The 23,159-nt window shown below is 35.4% G+C and carries 25 protein-coding genes; 16 read left to right on the top strand and 9 right to left on the bottom strand.

Going from position 1 to position 23,159, the window contains the following annotated elements; genetic code table 11:
* Positions 1 to 107 precede the first annotated feature (107 nt).
* On the top strand, positions 108 to 509 hold the full coding sequence (locus LO754_RS06575; RefSeq protein WP_231785838.1) for a hypothetical protein: 402 nt from the start codon (positions 108 to 110) through the stop codon (positions 507 to 509).
* On the top strand, positions 505 to 720 hold the full coding sequence (locus LO754_RS23690; protein WP_435892063.1) for an excalibur calcium-binding domain-containing protein: 216 nt from the start codon (positions 505 to 507) through the stop codon (positions 718 to 720). Before LO754_RS06575 ends, LO754_RS23690 begins: the two co-directional genes overlap by 5 nt.
* Positions 721 to 830: 110 nt before the next feature.
* On the opposite strand, the gene LO754_RS06565 is transcribed toward LO754_RS23690, so the two are convergent.
* Together LO754_RS06565 and LO754_RS06560 are read right to left on the bottom strand one after the other, a co-directional pair.
* Positions 831 to 1,565, bottom strand: coding sequence for a hypothetical protein (locus tag LO754_RS06565; RefSeq protein WP_231785837.1), 735 nt, complete (start codon positions 1,563 to 1,565; stop codon positions 831 to 833).
* Positions 1,566 to 1,748: 183 nt separating this feature from the next.
* Entirely contained in the window at positions 1,749 to 1,898 is a 150-nt protein-coding gene (locus LO754_RS06560; protein WP_167492666.1) for a hypothetical protein, read from the bottom strand.
* A gap of 178 nt (positions 1,899 to 2,076) precedes the next feature.
* On the opposite strand from LO754_RS06560, the gene LO754_RS06555 reads away from it, so the two are divergent.
* The 3 genes from LO754_RS06555 to LO754_RS06545 all read left to right on the top strand — a co-directional run bounded on the left by LO754_RS06555 (position 2,077) and on the right by LO754_RS06545 (position 4,570).
* A complete protein-coding gene (locus LO754_RS06555) occupies positions 2,077 to 2,682 on the top strand; it encodes a hypothetical protein (RefSeq protein ID WP_231785836.1) in 606 nt (201 codons plus the stop codon).
* A 303-nt stretch (positions 2,683 to 2,985) separates the two neighbouring features.
* Entirely contained in the window at positions 2,986 to 4,413 is a 1,428-nt protein-coding gene (locus tag LO754_RS06550; RefSeq protein ID WP_231785835.1) for a recombinase family protein, read from the top strand.
* A complete protein-coding gene (locus LO754_RS06545) occupies positions 4,397 to 4,570 on the top strand; it encodes a hypothetical protein (RefSeq protein ID WP_158497867.1) in 174 nt (57 codons plus the stop codon). Before LO754_RS06550 ends, LO754_RS06545 begins: the two co-directional genes overlap by 17 nt.
* A 77-nt stretch (positions 4,571 to 4,647) precedes the next feature.
* Here the strand turns inward: LO754_RS06545 and LO754_RS06540 are convergent, their stop codons facing one another.
* Together LO754_RS06540 and LO754_RS06535 are read right to left on the bottom strand one after the other, a co-directional pair.
* Positions 4,648 to 5,802 (bottom strand): hypothetical protein, encoded by a 1,155-nt coding sequence (locus tag LO754_RS06540; RefSeq protein WP_231785834.1) that lies wholly within the window; start codon positions 5,800 to 5,802, stop codon positions 4,648 to 4,650.
* Between the two features lie 390 nt (positions 5,803 to 6,192).
* Positions 6,193 to 6,636 carry a hypothetical protein gene (locus LO754_RS06535; protein WP_231785833.1) on the bottom strand — a complete coding sequence of 148 codons (444 nt, stop codon included), beginning with the start codon at positions 6,634 to 6,636 and terminating at the stop codon, positions 6,193 to 6,195.
* Positions 6,637 to 7,017: 381 nt separating this feature from the next.
* On the opposite strand from LO754_RS06535, the gene LO754_RS06530 reads away from it, so the two are divergent.
* The 7 genes from LO754_RS06530 (at position 7,018) to LO754_RS06500 (ending at position 11,983) form a co-directional block, all read left to right on the top strand.
* On the top strand, positions 7,018 to 7,557 hold the full coding sequence (locus LO754_RS06530; protein WP_024364792.1) for a helix-turn-helix domain-containing protein: 540 nt from the start codon (positions 7,018 to 7,020) through the stop codon (positions 7,555 to 7,557).
* A gap of 43 nt (positions 7,558 to 7,600) precedes the next feature.
* Entirely contained in the window at positions 7,601 to 8,461 is an 861-nt protein-coding gene (locus LO754_RS06525; protein ID WP_107895238.1) for a YitT family protein, read from the top strand.
* 196 nt (positions 8,462 to 8,657) lie between these two features.
* Positions 8,658 to 8,969, top strand: coding sequence for a hypothetical protein (locus LO754_RS06520; protein ID WP_024364790.1), 312 nt, complete (start codon positions 8,658 to 8,660; stop codon positions 8,967 to 8,969).
* A gap of 428 nt (positions 8,970 to 9,397) precedes the next feature.
* Complete coding sequence (locus tag LO754_RS06515) at positions 9,398 to 10,300, top strand: hypothetical protein (RefSeq protein ID WP_025218968.1); 903 nt, start codon at positions 9,398 to 9,400, stop codon at positions 10,298 to 10,300.
* An 82-nt stretch (positions 10,301 to 10,382) separates the two neighbouring features.
* Positions 10,383 to 11,021 carry an ABC transporter ATP-binding protein gene (locus LO754_RS06510; protein WP_231785832.1) on the top strand — a complete coding sequence of 213 codons (639 nt, stop codon included), beginning with the start codon at positions 10,383 to 10,385 and terminating at the stop codon, positions 11,019 to 11,021.
* On the top strand, positions 10,987 to 11,256 hold the full coding sequence (locus tag LO754_RS06505; RefSeq protein WP_231786381.1) for a hypothetical protein: 270 nt from the start codon (positions 10,987 to 10,989) through the stop codon (positions 11,254 to 11,256). Before LO754_RS06510 ends, LO754_RS06505 begins: the two co-directional genes overlap by 35 nt.
* A gap of 16 nt (positions 11,257 to 11,272) precedes the next feature.
* Positions 11,273 to 11,983 (top strand): ABC transporter permease, encoded by a 711-nt coding sequence (locus tag LO754_RS06500; RefSeq protein ID WP_231785831.1) that lies wholly within the window; start codon positions 11,273 to 11,275, stop codon positions 11,981 to 11,983.
* A gap of 56 nt (positions 11,984 to 12,039) precedes the next feature.
* Here LO754_RS06500 and LO754_RS06495 read toward each other — a convergent pair whose 3' ends face one another.
* The 3 genes from LO754_RS06495 to LO754_RS06485 form a co-directional block, all read right to left on the bottom strand.
* Positions 12,040 to 13,065 (bottom strand): Rpn family recombination-promoting nuclease/putative transposase, encoded by a 1,026-nt coding sequence (locus tag LO754_RS06495; protein WP_231785830.1) that lies wholly within the window; start codon positions 13,063 to 13,065, stop codon positions 12,040 to 12,042.
* A gap of 116 nt (positions 13,066 to 13,181) precedes the next feature.
* Positions 13,182 to 14,375: a YbfB/YjiJ family MFS transporter gene (locus tag LO754_RS06490; protein WP_231785829.1), complete on the bottom strand. Its 1,194-nt coding sequence runs from the start codon at positions 14,373 to 14,375 to the stop codon at positions 13,182 to 13,184.
* A gap of 250 nt (positions 14,376 to 14,625) precedes the next feature.
* Positions 14,626 to 15,267, bottom strand: a complete 642-nt coding sequence (locus tag LO754_RS06485) for a hypothetical protein (protein ID WP_231785828.1) — start codon at positions 15,265 to 15,267, stop codon at positions 14,626 to 14,628.
* Between the two features lie 365 nt (positions 15,268 to 15,632).
* Between LO754_RS06485 and guaD the strand changes: the two genes are divergently transcribed.
* Together guaD and LO754_RS06475 are read left to right on the top strand one after the other, a co-directional pair.
* The gene (gene guaD / locus LO754_RS06480; RefSeq protein ID WP_231785827.1) at positions 15,633 to 17,003 is read left to right on the top strand and encodes a guanine deaminase; all 1,371 of its coding nucleotides are present in this window, start codon (positions 15,633 to 15,635) and stop codon (positions 17,001 to 17,003) included.
* A 96-nt stretch (positions 17,004 to 17,099) separates the two neighbouring features.
* Entirely contained in the window at positions 17,100 to 18,446 is a 1,347-nt protein-coding gene (locus LO754_RS06475; protein WP_231785826.1) for a solute carrier family 23 protein, read from the top strand.
* Positions 18,447 to 18,641: 195 nt separating this feature from the next.
* Here LO754_RS06475 and LO754_RS06470 read toward each other — a convergent pair whose 3' ends face one another.
* A complete protein-coding gene (locus tag LO754_RS06470) occupies positions 18,642 to 18,986 on the bottom strand; it encodes a winged helix-turn-helix transcriptional regulator (RefSeq protein ID WP_024361405.1) in 345 nt (114 codons plus the stop codon).
* A gap of 130 nt (positions 18,987 to 19,116) precedes the next feature.
* Here LO754_RS06470 and LO754_RS06465 point away from each other — a divergent pair, with 130 nt between their 5' ends.
* Together LO754_RS06465 and solA are read left to right on the top strand one after the other, a co-directional pair.
* A complete protein-coding gene (locus LO754_RS06465; protein ID WP_103977177.1) occupies positions 19,117 to 19,749 on the top strand; it encodes a nitroreductase family protein in 633 nt (210 codons plus the stop codon).
* A gap of 241 nt (positions 19,750 to 19,990) precedes the next feature.
* The gene (solA, locus tag LO754_RS06460) at positions 19,991 to 21,109 is read left to right on the top strand and encodes an N-methyl-L-tryptophan oxidase (protein ID WP_231785825.1); all 1,119 of its coding nucleotides are present in this window, start codon (positions 19,991 to 19,993) and stop codon (positions 21,107 to 21,109) included.
* A gap of 57 nt (positions 21,110 to 21,166) precedes the next feature.
* Here the strand turns inward: solA and LO754_RS06455 are convergent, their stop codons facing one another.
* Entirely contained in the window at positions 21,167 to 23,146 is a 1,980-nt protein-coding gene (locus LO754_RS06455; protein ID WP_108029644.1) for a hydantoinase B/oxoprolinase family protein, read from the bottom strand.
* Between the last annotated feature and the right edge of the window lie 13 nt (positions 23,147 to 23,159).

Below are 23,159 nucleotides of genomic sequence, written 5' to 3'. Positions count from 1 at the left end.
TCACACTCATTGAATTTTCCATCATTTACTTATCCTATATGTAAAATATTATACAATAGTGATATACTTGCCAATGTTGTACATAATTTTCTAGGAGGATACTGGCAATGCATAGTAGATTTTGGACTATCTTTTTTTTAATCATCTTTTTTCCAGTAGGGTTGTTCTTAATGTGGAAACATAGCCATTTTACAAAAGGAACTCGTGTTATTATAACTTTATTTTTCCTACTAATAATGTTTATTTCATCATGTGGTACCAATCGTGCTAAAGAGGATGAATTACTAAAAAAAGAGCAAGAATTAAATGATAAAGAAAAAGATTTATTAAAACTCGAAATTGAATTAGACTTACGAGAAAAAGAGATAGATGAAAAAATTGCAGAGTATGAAAAAATCAAAGAAGAAAATAAGAAATTAGAAGAAGAAAACGAACGTAAAAAACTTGAAGAAATCAAAAAACAAGAAGAACAAAAAAGCTTGAAGAAACACAAAAACAAGAAGAATTAAAGCAACAAGAAGAGCAAAAAAGCTTGAAGAAACACAAAAACAAGATACTACTCAACAACCAACAACTACAACCACTGCACCTCAGCAAAGTTTAAATTTCAGTAGTTGTAAAGAAGCTAAAGCCGCAGGATATTCAAACATTAGAACTGGAGAACCTGGTTATTCATCTAGACTTGATCGAGATGGAGATGGCATAGCTTGCGATAAATAATTCTGTAAACAAAACCAGGCATTCATTTGAACGCCTGGTTATTTAAATTGATTACCTGCGTTTTACCAATTTACAGGAGAACTTTTATTATTATTTATCTGGGGTTACCTTTAATAAATTGGCTTTAAAATTCCAACAGGAAGCCACGTACATTGCTGGTCATTTGCTTCCAAGTCTTCCTTTACACATAGATAAGCATTAATGGAATCACTTACTGAATAAACCATGCTTCCTTTTGTCATCATTTTTTCTGTTTTCGAGCCTATTAATGGATAGGTTTTCGCTTCTGAGTCTTCCGTTACTTCATAACGAACACCGGCTTTTTTAAATTTTGTATCAAGAACTTTCATATCTGAACCAGGATAATGCTTTTCGCACTTTAAACCATTTCCAGTGTCCTCACAATATCGTAACATTTGATCACCATTCATATCTGATATGGAAGTATCACGCCATTCCGTAAAGATTTTACCATATTCGCCACTGTTACGATTGATATTGATATACGTTACATTTGCATAGAAAGATGCGCGAATTTTCATCGGTATTTCTTTAAAAACTACTAGATTGGTTGCTTGTACTCGATATGGCCCCATTTGATAAAAGGTTTTGCCATCATATTTTTCAATTTCATACGTTCTAAAATAATTATTGCGTTTCACCACTAACGAATCAAATGTACCGTCTTCATTTTTCTTATAAATCTTAATGTCTTTGGTAAACGTCATTTTCCCCGTTTGATCTTTATATACTTCTGCGCCATCATATCTAATAGCCTCTGATTTTGTTGGATTCACAATTGCAAATACCACCGCTGCTAATAACACAATAAATAATTTTTTCATTATGCTCCTCCTACTCTGCTTTATATTACTTACTTTATCTACTAATATCGTAATATTTTATCAATAGAAATATAGGTTGTCAAAAATCTAACAAAAATAGAGATTTTTAGATGATGATAATTTAATTAATTGTAGCAAAAGGACATACTTCTATCAGTTTATGCCCAAAATCTTGTGACTGCACTATTTCGCGCCATCTTCTTTATAAACTGTAATACCCCCCACTGTTAAATCCTTTAGTGTTACCTTCCTGCCATATTCCCGCGACAGAATACTTTCAATAATCGGCAATAATTTTCGAACCTTTTCTTCTGTCAATTTGACTGCCGTCATTCCCACACTCCTTTTTATCAGAATATGTCGAATGGGCTTGTCACTTGCAATAAGACCATTTATAGTCGATATTGACTACTTACTAAATCTAAAATAATATCCCCATTTATGGACCTTTCTGTTAAAATGATTGTAGAAAGGAAGGTGACTGAAAATTAAAACAACAGAAAAAGAGCAAATGTCTGTTGGTTTAACACAGTTTATCGATTTCACCGTTAGGCAAACCATGCTGGCAAAGATGAACAAAATTAATGAAATTAAAAATCAAGGCGAGTATCATCCAGTAAAAGATCATTGGAAGCAGTTGCGAGAGCGTATTAAATGGTGCTATGAGCAAAATCAATCTCTCAATCAATTAGATTCATTACTAACTGAAGTCCATGAACGAAAAATCAATTCCTATACCGAAGCAATAAAGGCATTTAAAAAATTTACACGGAACAAGAAAATTGAATGGTTTGATCCACCTAAATCCCTGTGGACATCTACTAATGGCTTAGTAGTCCGTTCATCTCCCGAACTCGGTTTAGTGATAGACGGCGTACCCCATTTAATAAAATTATTTTTTAAAGGAAATACAGAAAAAATTAATGAACGCAACGTTCAACCAATCCTAACGTTAATGTTAGAAGCACAATCGAAAGACCCTTATCCACCAAACATTGTATTTGCTGTATTAAACGTGAAAACAGCTAAATTACATGTAGCCTCGCAAGTAAACCCTAAAATTCTTCAAGCACTTCAACTCGAAGCACAAACATTTGAAAATATCTGGATAAACTAATTAATTTAAACCTTCAATCATTCTTCTGTTATGTACATTGACTCAAATCCCACTTTCATTATGACAACCTTCCATTAAAATAAACCATTCTTGTTTCTGTATCATGCTACTTATTGTCCCACATCGTTTTAGAATAATTATGACATTAACCGAAGTATAGTCTTAAACATAGGATGCTCGTAATAAATTATGTTATATAAAGGCTCTTTCGTTGCAAGCATTTTAGTATCTGTGTAAAAGTCAGTTATAAAATTGTTATTCGTTCTTAGAAATAATAACACTAAGAGTGGGAGTGACATACTTATGAAATGCGTTATCTACGTTCGCGTTAGCACCGACGAACAGGCGAAGCATGGGTTTTCGATTGCTGCACAAATTGAAAAGTTAGAGGCTTATTGTGTATCACAAGGATGGGACATTGTTGAGACGCCTTACGTCGATGATGGCTATTCTGCTAAAGATTTAAATCGCCCCCATTTTCAAGCAATGTTACAGCGCATTCAACAAGGGGGCATTGATGTTTTACTAGTCTATAAGTTGGATCGTCTAACTCGCTCTGTGCCTGATTTACATACGATTTTGGCTGAATTGGACCAATATGAATGTAAATTTAAATCGGCTACGGAAGTATACGACACGACTAATGCGATGGGACGCTTGTTTATTACGTTGGTAGCGGCGATTGCGCAATGGGAGCGGGAAAATACCGCTGAACGGGTGCGTTTAGGCATGGAAAAGAAAGTGAAGTTGGGCTACTGGAAAGGTGGCACCCCTCCCTATGGCTATCAAGTAGTAAATGGTGCATTAATGATGGATGAAGAAGAGGCTCAAATTGTCAGGGATATATTTACATTAGCAAAAACATTGGGGTTTTACACAATTGCCAAGCAATTAACGAGTAAAGGTGTCCCTACTCGAAAAGGCGGACAATGGCATGTCGATAGTGTGCGGGATATTGCCAATAATCCGACATACGCAGGTTATTTAATGTTTAGCTTAAATCCGAAAGACATTAAAAAACCGCCGCGTGAACGGGTGCTATTTGAAGGTAATCATAAGCGTATTATCGATCGTGATGAATTTTGGGCGCTACAAGATTTGCTCGATAAGCGTAGAACATTAGGTGGCAAGCGCGAAACGAGCAATTACTATTTTTCCTCGCTTTTAAAATGTGCACGCTGTGGGCATTCGATGGCTGGTCATAAAGCAGGCAAGAAAAAAACATATCGATGTTCTGGTAAGAAAGCTGGTAAAGCTTGTACTAGTCATATGATTTTAGAAAGTAATTTAGTGCAAGCCATTTTTGCACAATGGGATGACTTGGTGGGTGGTCATTTTACAAGTAATGAGGGAGATGCTACCTTTCCAGCGGCACAATTGACTGCATTACAACAGGAACTAGCTGTTGTGCAAAAGCTTTTACACAAGAAAAAAACGATGTTTGAACATGATATTATTGGTATTGATGAGTTAATTCGCGACAGCGAAAAATTGCGTAACAAAGAAAAAGAAATTCAAGCAAGTTTAAAAAAGATACAGCTACTGGACGATCGCCATCATGAGGAAATTTGGGCCATTATTCGCAATATTGATACCCTATGGATCAATGCCGATGATACCGAACGCAAACAATTAATGACCACCATCTTCGAACAAATAGTCGTTGATACAAAGGATGATTATAGGAGCAGTAAACAAGCTAGAGAAATAACCATTGTTACAGCTAAATAATATGTCTTTTATTGGTGGCGGTACACTTATTCCATGGGCACTCATTCCAGCAGCTGCGATTTGCAATGTAAGTCCATTTGAACTTGCAAGGCGCAATTTATTACCTGTAGCGATAGGTCTTATTGTAACGACCATTGTCGCAATGTTTTTACTATAAATCTTATAGAAAAGGCCATCTACTATTATCGATTGTCGATTACTAGCAGATGGCTGAATTATTTTTTATGGTTACGATTATTCTGATTGTGGAAGATAATCTTGATTGTTTATTGTTAGTTTAGAAGCGAAGAATAGAATTTCTTTATTTAAAGCAAAATAAGGTTCTAGAATGTTGTAAAACGCTTCCCATTTTTCGTCAGCCTTTTCATTATCAAGTTTCATGGCTTCTTCATACAATTTTTTTAATTGCTCTTTATCTTCTTTACTAACTTCGAAGTCATAATCAGACATGTATTCTTCAAATGTTAACGGCTCGATGAATTGACTAAGAAGATCATGGAATTGATTCCATGCCGTTTCAGACAACTCCATATTCTCATCATTTTCAGCTTTTTGTGCATCTTCATATAACGTTTTTAACTTCGCCATCGTTTCAGCAGGAATGTCTAATTCCATTCCTTCCATGTATTCTTCAAACGTTTGTGGTGGGTATAATTCATCAAGATATGGTTGAAGGATTGTATACAACTCTTCATATTTTAAATTAGCTTTTTCTTCATCACCACTTTTTTCAAGCTTTACCCACTCTTCATAAATAGCTTGAAGCTGTTTTTTATCATTTTCTTTAATAGCTATATTTCCCTCACTAAACCCAAAGCCTTCTAAATATTGTTCAAAAGTCTCTGGTTCCCAATTTGCTAATATATAAGGTTTTGTAATTTTATACATTTCGTCATAAATTTTTTCCATTTCTTCATATTTCTTTTCAAGCTCTTCTTCTGTTACTTCTTTTTCAACCTCAACTGACGCTTCTTTTTCTAACTTTTTAATTTCGTTAAACAACTTTTCCAATTTTCCTAAATCTTCCTTAGTTACCTCTTTAGGAAGGTCTTTTTTATACACTTCAAATGTATAAAAGTCTGAATAATCGTCTACTACTTTACCTTCTATAGAAATTTCTTGTCCTACTACTAAGTTCATTTTCTCAATTTGTTCAGTAGAAAATTTACTAAAACTAATAAAGTAATTTTTACCATCTATTCCTTTCAAGTTCATGCCATCGCCGAAGACTTCTTTAATAGTGCCGGATATTTTTTGTTCTAATTGAACATTAATATTACTATCCTTTGTTTCTAATGTTGTAGCTCCCGCTTGAAGTGGTGTTAGGATAGCCATCCCTAGTGTAAATGCTGATGCAATCATCCAAGTTTTTTTAAATGGTTTTTTCATATTTTATTTCCCCTTAATTATATAGATTGGTGTTACTAATACTTATACGCTTTTTCTACAGAAAATGTTTCATTAATTAGCAAAAAAAGTTTATTAAATTAGATACTTCAAAATTAACTATAATTCAGTACATTTTATTACAATATACTTTTACGGTTATTATTAGTATTTTAATATAGCGAAACTTTACCAATGTATTATTTAATTATAGCTTTTTATGCTGATGCAATAGGATTTGAATAAATATGAGTGTGAAAACGTACTAGCTAAAGAATCAACCTCGATTAAAATTTTTGCGTAGATACCCTTACTCGATTATTTGCTATGCGTCTCCATACAGTTTATTTAGTAAAGGGAGATTATTATGTTTTGAACAACCTAAATTATTTTTTACTGACCTTCAAAATCTTGTTTCATTATAATTTGCATTGTTAAAAGTGCACTAATAAAAGCAGTGGTTAACAGTATTATTCCATCAGCATGAATGAAATTAAATCCATAAACGATGCTCCCACAAATGACACAACTTACCGTATTTATACCGAATAAAACGCCCCATACCACTTCTTTGAAGCGTTTATATGCTCTACTGCCTGCTAAAAACTTGATGTAAAAGAAACAAATTAAGCCTATACCCAACACTACTATCATTACGTTAATGAAAGATGCTGTAAAGTTAATAGGTTCCTCCCAAGCCATATCTACAGCAATAACATTTGTCAAATTCACCAAATTGAAAACAACAATGCAGAGTAGAACATACAAGAACAAAATCCATTCCGCTACGTACACAATTGGCACAACCAATTTTTTCACTACAGACGAACTAACCACAAAATATCCCTCCTTAGATTTGTTAATTTTAATATTAGACGGAAAAAGTATACAAAAGTTCTAGTAGCACTAAACCACTAAGTTACAAATATTTCGATAACCTAGCTTCCTTTATATTTGTAATAGAGACAGCCTACCCTTAATTGAATTGAAGGAGTTCTGATTTGTCAGGGCTCCTATTTTGCATTAATTTTTATGACAAGTTTGTTATGTCAAATATGAGTTACATTTGCCCCAGCTTAATAATGCTTAAAAAAATTCCGTTAGCATTTTACTGTACATTTGGATAAAAATATAATATATTTTTTGATAATGTTCTCAAAATGATAACATTTGTTTAGTCTTTCTACATATCATTTCTTCAATATAGGAGGCTCGTAGATGCGTAATAAAGCAGAGGTTTTAATGCATCCTGTGAGAATGAAAATTTTACAAGCGCTGATGCATAATACAGACGAAGGCTTAAGTACCTTAGAGATGATTTCTGTTATTAAAGATGTACCGCAAGCTACTTTATATCGCCACATTCAAATATTAATGGATGAAAGCATCATTAAAATTGTGAAGGAGCGAAAAGTACGTTCTGTAACGGAAAAATTTTATGCATTAAATGAAGATGCTGCAAAAATAAGTAAGGAGGATTGGTCAATACTAACGAAAAAGCAAAAACTCAACTATATCTCGTACTATCAATTAGCTCTACTGTCTCAGTATCAAAATTATTTAAACTTATGTGAAGAAGATGAACATATCGTAGATTCTGCAACTTTTTCATTACTGGACTTATCCTTAACGAAAGAACAGTTTAACCACTTTCAAAATGATTTGAACGATTTATTAACCAGATACTATAATATGTCCGATTCAAGCCATACAACGGAAACAAAAACAATCGCAGTAAATATTATTCCAAAATCGTAAGTAACAACACAGGATTTAATTTGTAAGGAAATGGAGAAGATTTATGAAAAAAAGCAAGTCACTTGAAAATATACGAAAATTTATCATGATTATTATAGGGGCAATCATCGCAGCGTATGGACTTGAAGCTGTATTAATACCAAACAATGTGATTGATGGTGGCGTTACAGGTCTTAGTATTATGGGTGCCCATTTATTTGAAATTCCATTAGGCGTGCTACTCTTTGTATTAAATATTCCGTTTATCTATATTGGCTACAAACAAGTAGGAAAAACATTTGCATTAATGAGCTGTGCTGGGATTGCTGCGTTATCGATTTCCACAGTTCTATTACATGACGTTAAAACGATTTTAGGACCGAATGATCCTTTATTAATTGTTTTATCTGGTGGTATGTTACTTGGAATTGGGATAGGAATTGTTTTACGTAATGGTGGTGCTTTAGATGGCTCTGAAGTATTAGCCGTACTACTATCACGTAAAATACCGTTTTCAGTCGGAGATATTATATTATTTATCAATGCCTTTATTTTCTTAGGGGCAAGCTTTATTTTCGGATTAGAGAGTGCTTTATATTCCGCTTTAACGTACTATATTGCGAAAAATGTTATTGATATTATTCAAGTTGGTTTAGAAAAATCTAAAGACGTCCGTGTTGTCAGTGCAAAATCTGAGGAAATTGGGGATGCCATTCAAGCTCGTTTAGGGCGTGGCGTTACTTATACACAAGGGCGTGGCGGGTTTTCAAACGAACCAACTGAAATATTAAACTGTGTTATTAACCGTATGGAAGAAAATAAGTTGGTATCCATTATTAAAGACATAGATAGCAGTGCGTTTGTCGTCATTTCTGATGTTTCAGAAGTGCGCGGTGGCAATTTCAAAAAACGCGATATTCACTAATACAAAAAGTAAGCAAGTGCATCTCTTGCTTACTTTTTATTTGTTGTTTTCCCTGTAATCAAGATCCTGGGTGCAACTACAGAAAAGAATGACATCTGGCGTTGGTCTAAAGGCTCTTTCAAGACAATTTCAACTAAAAAAGCTATAATTATAATAATTCTTATACTTGTGACTTTACATTTTAAAGGAGAACTTAATGGACTTATTTATAGCAAGTGATCGCCAATTGCCAATTCGTTATTATGTAAATGAAGCTATTTGGATTCGCCGTGGCTGTTTTTCGCCACCCCAATTAACTTTGCCTTTTTTTGTGGAGGTAGAAATTAAAAATAACGACAATTTGCCAATTATTACACAGTATATCCGAGAATTTCAATGTCAATATAAGTATACAGAGATGCAAATTCTAATAAAGGACAACGTTATATTTACTGAAATGCAAGATATGCTCACTAAACAGCTATTGAGTAATCATCTGATTTCTATCCACCCACTGTTATTAAAGTAGGCATTTTCTTACTGCTTTCATATTATAAAGATTACATAAATAATGGACATAAGCTTCAATCTAAATTTTGTAAGCTCATGGTCATTAAAGAAAAGATGAAAAAGGCTTGATAACCAGTAAATGGATATTTTTGTTTTGATCAACACGATTTTCTTTATGGCTGACTTCAATTGACTCTTCTATATTCGCTCTAGCATTACGTGTTTAGCTAAAACCTTGGTTTACCACCATTCTTGATTCAGTTTGTTGGAAGCACGCCATTAATGTAAAAAGGTTTTCTCACTCCTCCATTTAACAAACTACCATCTCGCTAGAAAGCTTAAAAACATCAAATAATCCTACTTTAAATAGGCATACATTTGCACTTAAAAGAATAGAAACCTAGTAGAGAGTTTAGTTCAAGAAAAATAAAGTGAGGTGTAGAAGTAATGCTAGAAATAAGTGATGCAAAAGAGTTGGTACTCGGAGTTGTGCAACATGATCCATTGTTTGTCGTACTACAACATACACCATTAGTAGAAACACTTTATGGTGATGCCTATTTAACACATATCCATGAAAAAGAATATTATAGCATTTCAGAAGTTGCAGGTTGGTTTGAAATAACAGATGCTATGCTGCGTTATTATATCAAACCTTTCGATCAGTATATTTTTGATAGCGCCTCTTATCATCAAACCACTAATATTCGCTTAGACCTCCCTGCTATTTTACGACTTCGCATGATTCTACTTTTGAAGGACGAATACCGTGTTAAAGGTCTAAAACTACTTCTGGGTATTGATGACAGTCATCAGCAGATTAAACATCAAATTACTGCCACTACTCTTGATTTTACGGATAATCTAGCCCACAAAGTCGATGTATTAGGTAGTGTCCTTCAGCAAATGATACAAACTGGTTTATTTCATATGGAACCAGATGAAAAGCAAGGGACATTAAACATTACGATTAATCAAGATTTTTTAGCGCAAAATCTACAAGAGCTCTCTTCCGAATCAAGCCGCCAAATAGAGGAAATTCAAAATGAAACTGCCGAATTGAAACATTTAAATGAAAATCTCCAAAAGCAAATGGTAGAGTTACAAGAAGGTAGTGTCAAAGATATTGTCAAAAAAATCCGTGAGCGTCATATTGAAAACGAAATCGTGTCCACTTTACGCACAGAGGCACTACAACAATACTCTATGGAGAATAAGTCAGGGTTTTTCGCAAAAATTTTTAAATCCTCGCAAATTGAAATGGAAAAAGAGCAATTTGTTGTTGGCTATATTTCACAACATTTAGAAGAACGCTTAGAAACAGCACTAAATAAATATTACAGTACCTAATTCTTTTACGTGCCTGTCACTCAAACAATTCTGAAAATTTCGAGTGACTGGCACTAATCACTAATAAAAAAGGTGTGTACGAATGAATACGTTAATGGAAGTTCAAAACATTTCTAAACAATATAAAACAAAGAAAGTTTTAGATAACATTTCATTTTCCATTTATGGAGAGGAAATTGTCGCACTTGTAGGGAAGAATGGTTGTGGTAAAAGTACGCTACTAAAAATTATTGGAGGTATCGTCGATTCAGATAGTGGCGCAGTTACTAGTCATGTACAATCTTTAAAAATTGGGTACGTCCCCGAAATTACTCCTCCACATGTACTCTTTACGCCCGAAGAGTATCTTTTTCATATGGGTAAAATAAGTGGTGTACCTCGTAAGCCATTACAACAAAAAATAAATCAATTACTTGAGCTATTCAATATGCAAGAGGTTCGGTCGACACGAATTACTCATTTTTCAAAAGGCATGAAGCAAAAGATTATGATTATGCAGGCAATGCTTGAAGAAACACATCTTCTAATTTTGGATGAACCTTTATCTGGACTTGATCCTCGTGCCCAAAATGAATTAGAAAACACCCTTTTGTCTTTAAAAGAGAATGGATATAGTATTATATTAACCTGTCACGAAACCAAATTATTAGAAAACCTAGTGGATCGGATTTTATTAATGGAAGGTAGTGGTACAACTGGAATCATTTACAGACGCTTCTAACCAAAACAATCTAATAGTGTTTGAGTTACCCAGCGACCAATCACTTGATACAGTACTTTCCTTTATCCAAATCAAACAAATGCGCACATTAAATAATGGCAATCAAGAGCTAACTGTAACGGTAAACAGTGGAGATACAGACAAAACCCTTTTGGCTTTACTTCAACACGAAGCTACCATTAAACAGCTTATGCCTCTAAATTCAAAGAAGGAACAATTTCATAGTCATTTCTAGGAGGCTTATTAAATACATGATAAGTTTATTACACTATCAATTTAGTAATTATATAAGAACTTACAAATACCTTCCCCCTTTTTTCATTTTCATTTTATGTACGGTAGTCAACTATGCATTTGTACCAAATCCAATATTGGACAGTTACTCATTTACTTCGACTCTTCTATTTTTACTAATGGGATGGTTTACAGTAACAATATTTCATGCAGAGGACGAGGGACAAAAAGTCATTACTATACTACATGCTAAAGGGCAAAATATGTATTTTGTTACGCTTTATTTGATTTGTATTGTAATTGGCTTTTGTCTAAGCTGTGTGTCAGTGTTGTACCCTATAATAATTGGTGCATTTGGTGAACGACCAAGTTTATGGCATATCATATTGGGTTTCCTAGCTCATTTTAGCCTTTCTATGCTTGCTATTGCACTCTCTGCCATTTTCACAAGGGAACTAGTCAAGAATAAACAAAATTCTTGGTGGGGTGTACTTAGTATCTTAATTATTTCTTTAGCTATCGCCTCTTTAAAAAGCGTTATTTTACAAGTAAAGGGTCTATTATGGCTCTTACCTCCAGTACATCTTTCTTTAGAAATGATGAGTTCAGATGATAGCATCAACGTAATACCAGCCGTTTTTTATTGGCAATATATTTGGATTTTTATTTATAGTATTTTAGTAATATGGTTATACTTTTTTATGTTGAATCGAAAAAGGAAAATGTAAGAAGTGCCTGGCACCCAAACAATTGTGAAAATTTCGAGTGCCCGGCACCTAAAGTTTTAATCAAGTAATTCTTTTAACTGGTTAATTTCAGTAATTGTTAGCTCTGTTAATTCTGCGATTGTTTCAATATTGGTTTCTCTCTTCAATAACTTTAACGCAATTTCCTTCTGCACCTTTTTTTCTCCGTGTTTAATGCCTTGTTCTATACCCTGTTCTATACCTTGTTCTATACCTTGTGATATTCCCTGTGCTATGCCTTGTTCTATTCCTTTCAATAGCCCTTCTTGCTCAGCTATATATTTTGTATCTTCTAGCTTCGCCGCCTCATCAAGGATATATTTCAAACGAGATTGATATGCATAATAATCTTCAGGGGACTGACTTAAATCTTGCCAAACATTCATAGCATTGAATAACTCCTCATCTTTCATGGCAAGCTCCTCCAATTCTAAATAAATTTCTTCATAGACTTTCTGTTTACGTCCATCAACCATTCCCAGTAGCATTAACCATCTATCCAAGACATTTTTAAAAGAATCCAATTGTTTTGCATACCATTGCTGTATAAATCGATTAATATCGATAAAATGTATTTCAAGTACATCATCCATTTTCAAATTATCTTGATTATCATAAAGTTGAAAAATAGAATGATAATTTTTTGTGTGTTCAAATAACGTAAAATTACAAATATTTATAGTAATTGTCGGTCGTAATTTATGATATCCCATCCCTTTACGAAGTTGCGAAGTATAAATTCTTGACCAATAGTACAGTGTTCGTTTCATCATATCGTATTGATTGGTTAATTGAATTTCAACATTAATAAATAACTCATCTTGTGTTTTCACTAAAATATCCAAGCGAGATTGCTTATCATCTACATGTTCACTACCAAATTCTTGACTTATAAAAGTAACTTCTTTAATAGCATTTCTCCCTGTACGATTTAATAAAGCATTCAGGAATACTATAGTAATAGCCTTATTCTTATCCGTACCAAATAATTGTTTAAAAGCATAATCTACTTTTAAATCTATAAATTTTTCAAGTGGGATTTTACGAAAAGTCTTTACACTCATGCGCATCACTCCAATTGATTTACCACAATTATAACATTTTTTTGATTTAGAAAAAAACGAAAAAGGTGACAGGCACTCAAACAATTCAGAATATTTCGGGTGTCAGGCACCCTTAACTAATGGTTGGATTGGATGTTTAAATTGGCTATCTTCTCTTGTTGTTTTAACACGATCCATTTACCGCATAACATTACAATTAGCCCTAGCAATACAATGCTGCCTGCAAAAATGAGTGCTGCCTTGTAGCTGCTAAAAATGACCACAAGTTGTCCAGCTATAATTGGCACGATAATTTGTCCAAACGCATAGAACGTTGTCAACAATGACACGACTGGACCACTTTGTGTTGGAAATAGCTGTCTAGCATAGGCAGTTGTTAGCGTAACAATACCGACGAATGTTAAACCAAATAAAAATGAAGACAATAGCACACTCCATACTGTTTGTGAAAATACCGGCAACAATATCCCTAGCACTTGTAGTATGTAAGCCACAAATAAAATTTTTATTGCAGAAAACTTCTCTAATAGTACTGTCCAAACTGGAGCAGATGGAATAGCCGCTACACCAACAATGACCCAACTATAAGAGGAATATGCTTGGAGCGATGGAATGTTGTGAATAATATCCACTAAAAATGTACCAGTTATAATATAACCAAGCCCCTCAAACCCATATGCCGCAATTAGCCAAGGCATAAAACCCCGCGACATTTTTGCATCTGCCGTTTTCGTTACTTTCACGCTATCGTGTACTTGTAAATTTCTCCATAATAGAAATGTAATCACTAAAAATAGTGCGGATAAAATGCCTAAGCCAATCCAAGTACCTTGCCAAGCAAAACGTGCTTCAATAAAAGGTACGAATAAACCTGAGATGGCAATACCAAGCCCTATACCACTAAATAAATAGCCTGACCACTTTGTGAGCGTTTGTTTGGCCAAATAATCCATAATAATACTAGAAGTTAAAACAAAGATAAGTCCCCCTGTAATCCCTGCAATTAATCGTAGAACAAGCCAAACACTATAAAACTCAATTAGCCCCATAAGCACAACCGAAATGACATTTAATACCATACTCAACAGTAAAAAATGTTTCCGTTGTCGGTAAATAAATCCCGCCCATAAAGCCCCAATAAAATAACCAATATAATTACTAGATGCTAAAAAGCCTGCAACCTCAAATGAAAAGCCAACATCCTCCCGCATAAACGGCAAAATGGGCGTAAAAGCAAAACGGCTAATCCCCATCGCTACAACTAGTAATAGTACTCCCCCAAATAAAATACCAATGTGTTGACGATTCATCGCATCCTCTCCCCCTTTGTTAATAAAAGGATACTGAATGCTCCTTAATAAAGCAATTAAATTTATAAATTTTACCAATATTCAAAAAATAATTTCACAAACTACAATAACACTGATCACATTTCACACAAAAAAGACTCAAGCATTTACACTTGAGTCGTGATTATTTTATTTAGCTTTTAAACTAATAATAATGAATAAAATGATCAAAAAAACAACCACACATACTCCCATAATTATGCTTACTTTCCTACCAAGCATATCCATTCACATTCCCTCTATAGTCAGAATTTAATTGAATGTTAAAAGTTCTTGGACGCACCCCAATAACATTATCTCCTATTTTTGCACCTACAAAAGCTGTAAATGCAGCACTCGCATAAAATTTACCATCACTAACATACGCATCTAACGAAGTTCTTTCAAAACCACTTAAAGGAACAAAATTCTGAACAATGTAAGCATTTTTATACTGTACAGAGGTTACTCTTTGATTACTATATTCAAATCTACCTTCTAATCTAATTTTCACAAAAGTTATCCCGAATAATCTAAAATCTGCATCAAATGATACAGGTCTAGTTTGTACGGTTGCTCTAGTATATCTATGTTTTTCATTGCTTTGCATACTGCTTTCAGTAAGTTCTACGTCAAAATTACCACCATTTTGTAGAACATCTAAAATTACTTCCTGCTTTTCTTTCGATAATTCACTATATTGCTGAATGAATTCATCATACGTATCACCAAATGACTTCAGATAGGAAACATATTTTTCTGGCGCTTCAAATGGATTATCTTGTCCATTCTCACTTGCTGCCAAAGCAAAATTAGGGATTACTAATCCTATAACTACTACAAATAAAATGAATACACTACTTATTTTTTTCATAGTATGCTCCTTTCTCTGTTTAGTAAGTATAGTGATTCTAGCAGTGAAAGTTAGAATAATCTAATCACCATTTTTATACCTTGCTGAATTCAAATAAACCATACTGCCACCTCCCTTTTTGTGATAGATTTTTAATTGATAGTAATTCTCAATTATATTTTATTTAAAAATTTTTAAGTTGCCAACCCCTATTTTGATTTTTTATTCCTAAAACTATATATTTCCATGTCATTAAATTGCTGTAAAACTCTATTTACCACCCTTATATCACAATGCAATTTATTCGTTTTTTAATAGACTTTACAGTTTTATTATCCTATAATATTCCCTGCTGATATCAAAATACGAACATTGAGGTGTAAACTATGTTTAAATATACGCAAATTTTCAAAGGAACTGCTTTTTCAAGTAAGTCTTCCAAAGAAGTACAAATTTTACAAGACTACCTGTTTTGCATTAACGCAGACGGAATAATCGAAAAAACGATTGCGCCAGAGCATCCTGACTATCAAACAGTACTACATACATATAAAGGGAAAGAAAATTTCTACCAATTAACTGATGGCCAGTATTTCTTCCCAGGCTTTGTCGATTTGCATGTCCATGCACCACAATGGGCTCAAGCCGGTACTGCTCTAGACATCCCCCTATATGACTGGCTCAACACCTATACCTTCCCTATCGAATCGAAGTTCTCGGACTTAGCATTTGCGAAAGAGGTCTATGAAGATTTAGTAAGTACCCTTCTTGCCAATGGCACAACAACATCGTTGTACTTTGCAACAGTTCATAAGGAAGCAAGCCTATTATTAGCTGAAATCTGTGCTACAAAAGGACAACGTGGTCTTGTTGGGAAAGTTGTCATGGATGACCCTGAACAAAACCCTGCATTTTATCGAGATGCAAATACGGCAACAGCATTAGCGGATACAGAAGAGTTTATTTTAGCTGTTAAAGAATTAGCGAAATCTACCAAGCAAGGCGTATATCCTGTTGTAACACCTCGCTTTATTCCAAGTTGTACAAATAGTGCTTTAAAAGGTTTAGGTGAATTGGCAGCTAAGTATGATACACATATTCAATCTCATTGTAGTGAAAGTGACTGGGAGCATAGGTACGTGCAAGACCGCTTCAACAAAAATGATGCCTACGCTTTACATGATTTTGGTCTATTAGGTGATAAGTCTGTTATGGCACATTGTAATTTCTTAAACGATGAAGATGCCACACTATTTGCTGAAACTGGTACTGCTATCGGCCATTGTCCAATTTCAAATGCTTATTTTGCTAACAGCGTTATTCCCATTGCCCGCTTCCATGCAAAAGGTGTAGATATTGGTTTAGGCTCAGACATTTCAGGTGGCTTCTCACCTAGTCTTTTTGATAATGCAAGACAGGCGGTAATGTCATCTAGAATGTTGGAAGATGGTGTGAATACAGCACTTTCTGCAGACAAACGTGGCGTGCCAAATTCGCGCATTACTATCAACGAAGCATTCTATTTAGCAACAGCTGGCGGTGGTGAAAGTTTAAGTCTTCCAATTGGTCGCTTACAAGAAAACTATACGTGGGATGTTCAAGTAATCGATACAAAAGTAGCATCTGCTAAACTACCAATCTTTGATAACAAAGAAAAACTGATTGATATCTTCCAAAAAATCATGTATCTAGTACGTCCTGAAAATATTCGAGAAGTATGGGTGCAAGGCATTAAAGTGCACGAAAGAACAGAATAATCTAACGCAAACAGTGGTCTCCCCTTCTCTGTAGCAACAAATGGAGGTCACTAAGTCGTTTTATTTATAAACTTAACATTTGAGGTGGGCATCTTAGTGGAAACGCAAAAAAACAATTTAGCAAACAGTAATACCGCACATTTAACCGTTTTACCCGATGACAAAGTACCATTCGGTCAATCCGCTCTTCTAGGTTTACAACATGTAATGGCCATGGACGTCTATGTCGTACCTTTCCTAATCGCGATGTTAATAGGCATGCAATCAGGACAAGCAAGTGCTTTAATACAATCAACATTTATCGCAGCAGGGATTGCGACGATTGTCCAAAGCCATTTCTGCATGAAGCTTCCAATCGCACAAGGACCCTCGTATGTACCATTAGGAGCGATAGTTGGTATCTATGCCACAAGTGGCAGTGGCGAACTTGGTTGGAGCGCTGTATTGGGTGCAAGCCTGATTGGGTCCATTTTTGTCATCATTTTAGGTTATACAGGTATTTTCAACAAAATCGTTAAAACATTTATTCCCCCAATTGTAGGCGGTACAATTATTTTCGTCGTTGGCTTATCCCTTATGCCCGTTGGTTTAAGTAGTAATATTTTTGAAGGCGCTGGTGCTACGATTAGCCAAAACATATACTTGGCGCTTATTTCAGCTACCGTATTAATTGGCTGCGTAATGCTAGGCTCTATATTCCGTCAAAAAGGTCGAGTATTTCGTATTGCCTCCGTTATTATCGCGTTGCTTATCGGTTGTGTCGCTGCAAATATTATGGGTATTTTAGATTTATCGGCTGTTGGAAAAGCAAATTGGTTTAGCTTACCGCAATTGCCTTTTGTAGATTACGGCTTTACATTTAACTTTTCAGCTATTATAACAATGGTGATTATCTATATTGTCTTAATGGCTGAAACGACGGGTACATGGTTTGCTGTAAGTAATGTAATTGATAAACCATTGACAGATAGACAAATTAATCGTGGGGTAATTGGTGAGGGTATTGGCTGTTTCATCGCCTCATTACTCGGTTCTACGCCGGTAACTGGCTATTCAACAAATGCAGGGGTTATTTCCATCACAGGTATTGCAAGCCGTCGTATCTTTATTGTTGCAGGTTTTTGGTTTATTTTGTTCGGTTTTTCCGGTAAATTGGCTGCCTTAATCTCTGCCATTCCTTCAGCAGTGATCGGTGGCGTCTTTGTCATCGTCTGTGGCATTATCGCCATTAGCGGGTTACAGGTAATGAAAAATGAACATATTGGCGAAAAAGAAATGTACGTCATTGCTGTTCCTGTTATCTTAACATTAGCGTTAACACTATTACCAAAAGATTTCTTATATGCTTTACCTACAACGGTACAATATTTATTTGGCTCTCCAATAGCAACAGCTGCGCTCGTTGCCATTATGTTAAATAAAGTATTACCAAATGTTAAATAGGTAAGGTTTGGAGACTGTAGATACACTCAAAGAGAGTGTATCTACAGTCTTTTAAGTGAATCCTATAATATAAAGGCAAAAAAGTACAAACTTTATAGGAAGGATAAAGATATTGGCAAAACAACAAAAGTCATTACAAATAGTTACAAATAAAAAAAGCCATAACACCTCAAGCACTTGAGGTATTTTGGCTTTTTATGTTGTCTCTTTTGTCATTTTCTCAAATTCACATAAATCAATCCATTTTTGAATAGACGCTATTACTTCCTGAAATGCTAAGCCATTTGGTGTTAATGCATATTCTACCTTTTTTATCGATGAATCAATGTATTTCTTTTCAATTAGTCCTGCATTAACAAGCTCATTTAAACGTTCTGTTAGTAAACGATCAGAAATGCCGGGTATTGTGGCATGAATTTCATGATACCTTTTTGGACCAGGCAACAAAGTATAAATAATCATTCCCATCCAACGTTTCCCTATAAACTCTATTGCCTGATGATAACTACTACATATATGTGAACAGTTTGATTGTGTCATCTCATAACCTCCTGTCTGTAATTCCTTATTCTATTGTAGCACACAAAATATTTTTTATTTGACGAATAAACTTACTAATGGTAAGATTCTAATCATCAACTTACCATTAGTAAGTTTTAAGGAGGACATTATGTCAACAACTAAAACACAATCCAATCTATATACAATTATGGAAGAGCGTAAATCCGTTCGCGTCTATGATCCAGCTTTTAAAATTCCACAAGTAGAGCTTGAAGCAATTATTCAAGAGGCTACTAGCGCTCCGTCATCTAGTAACTTGCAACCATGGAGATTCCTAGTCATTCAAGACGAAGCTGTAAAAACAGAACTACGTGCTATTGCCAATAACCAAGAACAAGTTGAAACATCTTCAGCTATTATTGCAGTGTTAGGCAATGCCGAAATGTATCAGCAAGTTGAACAAATTTACACGCAAAATGTAGCAGAAGGGCATATGGGTGAAGCACAGAAAGATTTAATGATTACGAATACTCTACGTACTTACCCAGCTGCACCACTTGAAGTCAGAAAAAATATTGCAACATTTGATGCAGGTCTTATCTCAATGCAACTAATGCTGATTGCAAAAGAAAAAGGTTATGATACGGTGACAATGGGCGGATTTGATAAAGAGAAATTTGCACAACGTTTTGAATTACCAGAGCATATTTTCCCTGTTGTTCTTATTGCCATCGGGAAAGCGGCAGCACCTGCTTATGGTTCATCACGTTTACCATTAAAAGACATTGCTCGTTTTATTTAATTCAGTAATAATCTGTTGGCTAACAGGTAAGAGAAAAAGTGTTAGATTGACTGCATCAATCTAACACTTTTTTGCTCGTTGTATCATTTGTTTATGCATTCTAAGCAAGAGTTGTCCCTTAAACCACTCTTCTTTTTAGTGATGTCCTAGCCTTTTCGTGTTTTCCTATAATCCCTATTTAAGTTGTTGCAAAATTCTCATTTCTTTTTTGCTATACTAGAGAAAGAAAGTAGGGATGACTATGATTTATGATGTAATTATTGTGGGTGCTGGTTCAATGGGAATGGCGGCTGGTTATTATTTAGCGAAGGCAGGAAAAAACGTCCTTATGCTCGATGCTTTTGATCCACCACATGAAGAGGGCAGCCATCATGGCGAAACAAGAATTATTCGTTTTGCTTACGGTGAAGGAGCGAGTTATGTCCCTTTCGTGCTACGCGCAGGACAACTATGGAAAGAGCTTGAAGCGGAAACAAGTGAATCTTTATTTTTACAAACAGGTGTGATGAATGTTGGTCAATCAGATCATACCTTTCTTCAAAATGTTAGAACAAGCGCGAAACTATACGATTTACCTTTAGAACAGTATACAGCCGCCGAAGCGATGGAAAAATGGCTTGGATTAGCATTGCCTGAGGATTTAGTAGTGTGCTATGAACCAACTGCAGGTGTATTGCATGTAGAAGCCTGTATCGCTGCCTATAAAAAGTTAGCATTAGCACAAGGTGCCATTTTACATACAAATGAAAAGGTCCACGCTATTAAGACCGAAGACATTGTACAAATACATACAAAAAAAGGGCTATATGATGCAAGAAACCTCATTGTCACAGCAGGGGCTTGGGCATCGGAATTGCTCCAAACCATGAACCTTTCATATCCTATTACACCAACACGCAAAACTTTTGCTTGGTTTGAAGCAGACGAACAGCTTTATCGTGACACTACATTCCCCGCCTACTGTTTCGAATTTGCTGATTCAGCCTATTACGGTTTTCCAAGCATTCATGGGGCAGGCTTGAAACTAGGTCGCCATGATGGTGGTGAGCCTATCGACCCTAATGAGCCAATGCGTCCATTCGATAATCAGGATGCTGCTGATTTACAACATTTTCTCAATCGCTTTATGCCACAGCATGGTGCACTTGCATTCGGCAAAACATGTAAATATTCTGTGACACCTGATGAACACTTTATCATTGATTTTTTACCTAATCATCGCAATATTGTCATTGCTGCAGGATTTTCTGGTCATGGCTTCAAATTTAGTAGCGCAGTCGGTGAAGTATTAACAGAACTTATATTAAATGGTACAAGCAAGCAAGATTTATCCCTTTTTCAGCTTAATCGCTTTGCCTAAATCATAACAACCAAGAGAAATATTACGTTCTCTTGGTTGCTTTATTGTTGTATAACATTACATCCAATAGGCTAACGAACGTTTTTTCATGGACGTACGATATTGTTTTGTGGAAATTGGTAACACTTGATTTGTTTTGTAATCCATAATAACGCCATAGCGACGTACAACGTCCATTTGATTGATTTCACCTGTATTGTACATACGCTCCACTTCATAGGGGTCTGTTTCAAGCCATTGTTGACGATTTTTTCGAATATACGCTCGCTCTTTCACGGTAGCTGCCATATCAATTTCAAAAGCATCAATATCACGATCAATTTCACGGATAACAACGCCATAATCAAGTTTCGCACGTTCAAGCGAAACATATTCATCGATGACATCCTCTAAAACTGCGTTGACATCACGCTCAAGAGGGTCCCCTAATCCTCCCCCGCCAGCAGATGGACGTGTAAAGGAGTCTCCCTTTTTCAATGCGACATTAGAAAAAATGGTACCCAAAAATTCCTCACCAGCTTGATTTGGGTTTAAAATCGCTCCTTGTGCAATGGATGGTAAGCCGCCCATAATGCCCCACGTAATGGATCGAGAACGGTCACAACAATATGACATCACGGTGTTGTTTATATCTGTTAATAACCCACCTTTTTCAACACCACAACCACCGCGATATTTCCCTGGACCTGCTGAATCTGTAATAATCTCATGTTTTGTCGTTAGTACAGGAGACAAGCGCTCTTGCCCCTCACACGGTTGGACACTTAAACCGACCCCAAATACAGGTGATGTTGTATTTGCGCCATCGCGATCCACACGCCCACCATGTCCTCCTGCCATCCAGTCATACCACATAAAATACCCATTATTATTTTGTCGTTGATCGTAGCCACCAATTAACAAATACTCTAGGTTAAATGAACAAGCAATTGCACGTTCAGGCATGATGTTTGACCATAACTCAAAACATGCATTCATTATCTTTTCAAAAGAACCTGAGCAATAGCCAGATACCGCAATAGGACTCGGCGCATTGACAACAGTATTTTCGGGCAAATGTATTTTGACAACTCGATAGAAACCTGAATTTAATGGAATTTCCGGAAAGAATGTTTTCGTTCCTGCATAAATACCAGAAAGTGCCGAACCGAATCCAGCATTTAAAAAGCAACTTATAGCAGGGTGTGACCCACTTAAATCATAGAAAATTTCATCTTCACGAATTGTCATTTTCACATGCACTGGTATTAAGCCATCCCCTAGCTCTGGGTCCATATCAATGTAATCGACTGTTTCCCATTGTCCTTTCGGTAAGGCTTTAATCTTTGCACTCGTCAAACGTTCTACATAATTTTGTACCTCTTCAAATGCTAGTAAAACCGTATCGATACCATATTTGTTAATCATCTCATTCAATTGTTTTTCGCCAATTTTAGCCGCTTCTACTTGTGAACGTAAATCGCCAATTCGTTCCTCGGGAATACGCATATTCATCACGATAATATTCACAACATCTGCTAAATACTGACCTTTACTATAAATGCGTACAGGGGGTATTCGTAACCCCTCTCCATAATGTTCCTTTGCTGTAATATCAAAAGAACCTGGATTAGAACCACCTACATCTGCCCAATGACCGTTTGTTTGCATCAGGGCAATCAGCTTATCGTCATGGAAAACAGGTAGTATAACCCGAACATCGCTAAAATGCGTACCCCCCCGATATGGATCATTTACTAAAAATACGTCACCAGGGTGAATATCATTTGCAAAATCCTCTAAAACCGCTTTCGCTGTTAGATGTAAAGTACCGACATGTACCGAAATATCTTGTGTTCCCTGCATAACTGTATTTCCTTGTGCGTCACATAATGCACAACTAAAATCCCGATTATAAATAACAAAAGAATAGCAAGTACGCAGCATTTGTTCAGCCATTTGATCGACTAAATTTACAAAGCCATTTTTCAACACTTCAAATGTTACTGGATCCAGATTTTTAATTTGATTATTTAGGAACAATCCTGTAGTACTCATAGATTACTTCCCC

This window comes from Lysinibacillus sp. GJ-1, assembly GCF_021166035.1.
GTDB classification, from domain to species: domain Bacteria; phylum Bacillota; class Bacilli; order Bacillales_A; family Planococcaceae; genus Lysinibacillus; species Lysinibacillus sphaericus.
This window is presented reverse-complemented; position numbering and strand designations above follow the sequence as displayed.

Bases quoted from the DNA above. Each gene is read 5' to 3' on its own strand.
- LO754_RS06575 (WP_231785838.1), top strand. From the start codon at position 108: ATGCATAGTAGATTTTGGACTATCTTTTTTTTAATCATCTTTTTTCCA.
- LO754_RS06565 (WP_231785837.1), bottom strand. From the start codon at position 1,565: ATGAAAAAATTATTTATTGTGTTATTAGCAGCGGTGGTATTTGCAATT.
- LO754_RS06560 (WP_167492666.1), bottom strand. From the start codon at position 1,898: ATGACGGCAGTCAAATTGACAGAAGAAAAGGTTCGAAAATTATTGCCG.
- LO754_RS06555 (WP_231785836.1), top strand. From the start codon at position 2,077: ATGTCTGTTGGTTTAACACAGTTTATCGATTTCACCGTTAGGCAAACC.
- LO754_RS06550 (WP_231785835.1), top strand. From the start codon at position 2,986: ATGAAATGCGTTATCTACGTTCGCGTTAGCACCGACGAACAGGCGAAG.
- LO754_RS06540 (WP_231785834.1), bottom strand. From the start codon at position 5,802: ATGAAAAAACCATTTAAAAAAACTTGGATGATTGCATCAGCATTTACA.
- LO754_RS06530 (WP_024364792.1), top strand. From the start codon at position 7,018: ATGCGTAATAAAGCAGAGGTTTTAATGCATCCTGTGAGAATGAAAATT.
- LO754_RS06525 (WP_107895238.1), top strand. From the start codon at position 7,601: ATGAAAAAAAGCAAGTCACTTGAAAATATACGAAAATTTATCATGATT.
- LO754_RS06520 (WP_024364790.1), top strand. From the start codon at position 8,658: ATGGACTTATTTATAGCAAGTGATCGCCAATTGCCAATTCGTTATTAT.
- LO754_RS06515 (WP_025218968.1), top strand. From the start codon at position 9,398: ATGCTAGAAATAAGTGATGCAAAAGAGTTGGTACTCGGAGTTGTGCAA.
- LO754_RS06510 (WP_231785832.1), top strand. From the start codon at position 10,383: ATGAATACGTTAATGGAAGTTCAAAACATTTCTAAACAATATAAAACA.
- LO754_RS06500 (WP_231785831.1), top strand. From the start codon at position 11,273: ATGATAAGTTTATTACACTATCAATTTAGTAATTATATAAGAACTTAC.
- LO754_RS06495 (WP_231785830.1), bottom strand. From the start codon at position 13,065: ATGAGTGTAAAGACTTTTCGTAAAATCCCACTTGAAAAATTTATAGAT.
- LO754_RS06490 (WP_231785829.1), bottom strand. From the start codon at position 14,375: ATGAATCGTCAACACATTGGTATTTTATTTGGGGGAGTACTATTACTA.
- LO754_RS06485 (WP_231785828.1), bottom strand. From the start codon at position 15,267: ATGAAAAAAATAAGTAGTGTATTCATTTTATTTGTAGTAGTTATAGGA.
- guaD (WP_231785827.1), top strand. From the start codon at position 15,633: ATGTTTAAATATACGCAAATTTTCAAAGGAACTGCTTTTTCAAGTAAG.
- LO754_RS06470 (WP_024361405.1), bottom strand. From the start codon at position 18,986: ATGACACAATCAAACTGTTCACATATATGTAGTAGTTATCATCAGGCA.
- LO754_RS06465 (WP_103977177.1), top strand. From the start codon at position 19,117: ATGTCAACAACTAAAACACAATCCAATCTATATACAATTATGGAAGAG.
- solA (WP_231785825.1), top strand. From the start codon at position 19,991: ATGATTTATGATGTAATTATTGTGGGTGCTGGTTCAATGGGAATGGCG.
- LO754_RS06455 (WP_108029644.1), bottom strand. From the start codon at position 23,146: ATGAGTACTACAGGATTGTTCCTAAATAATCAAATTAAAAATCTGGAT.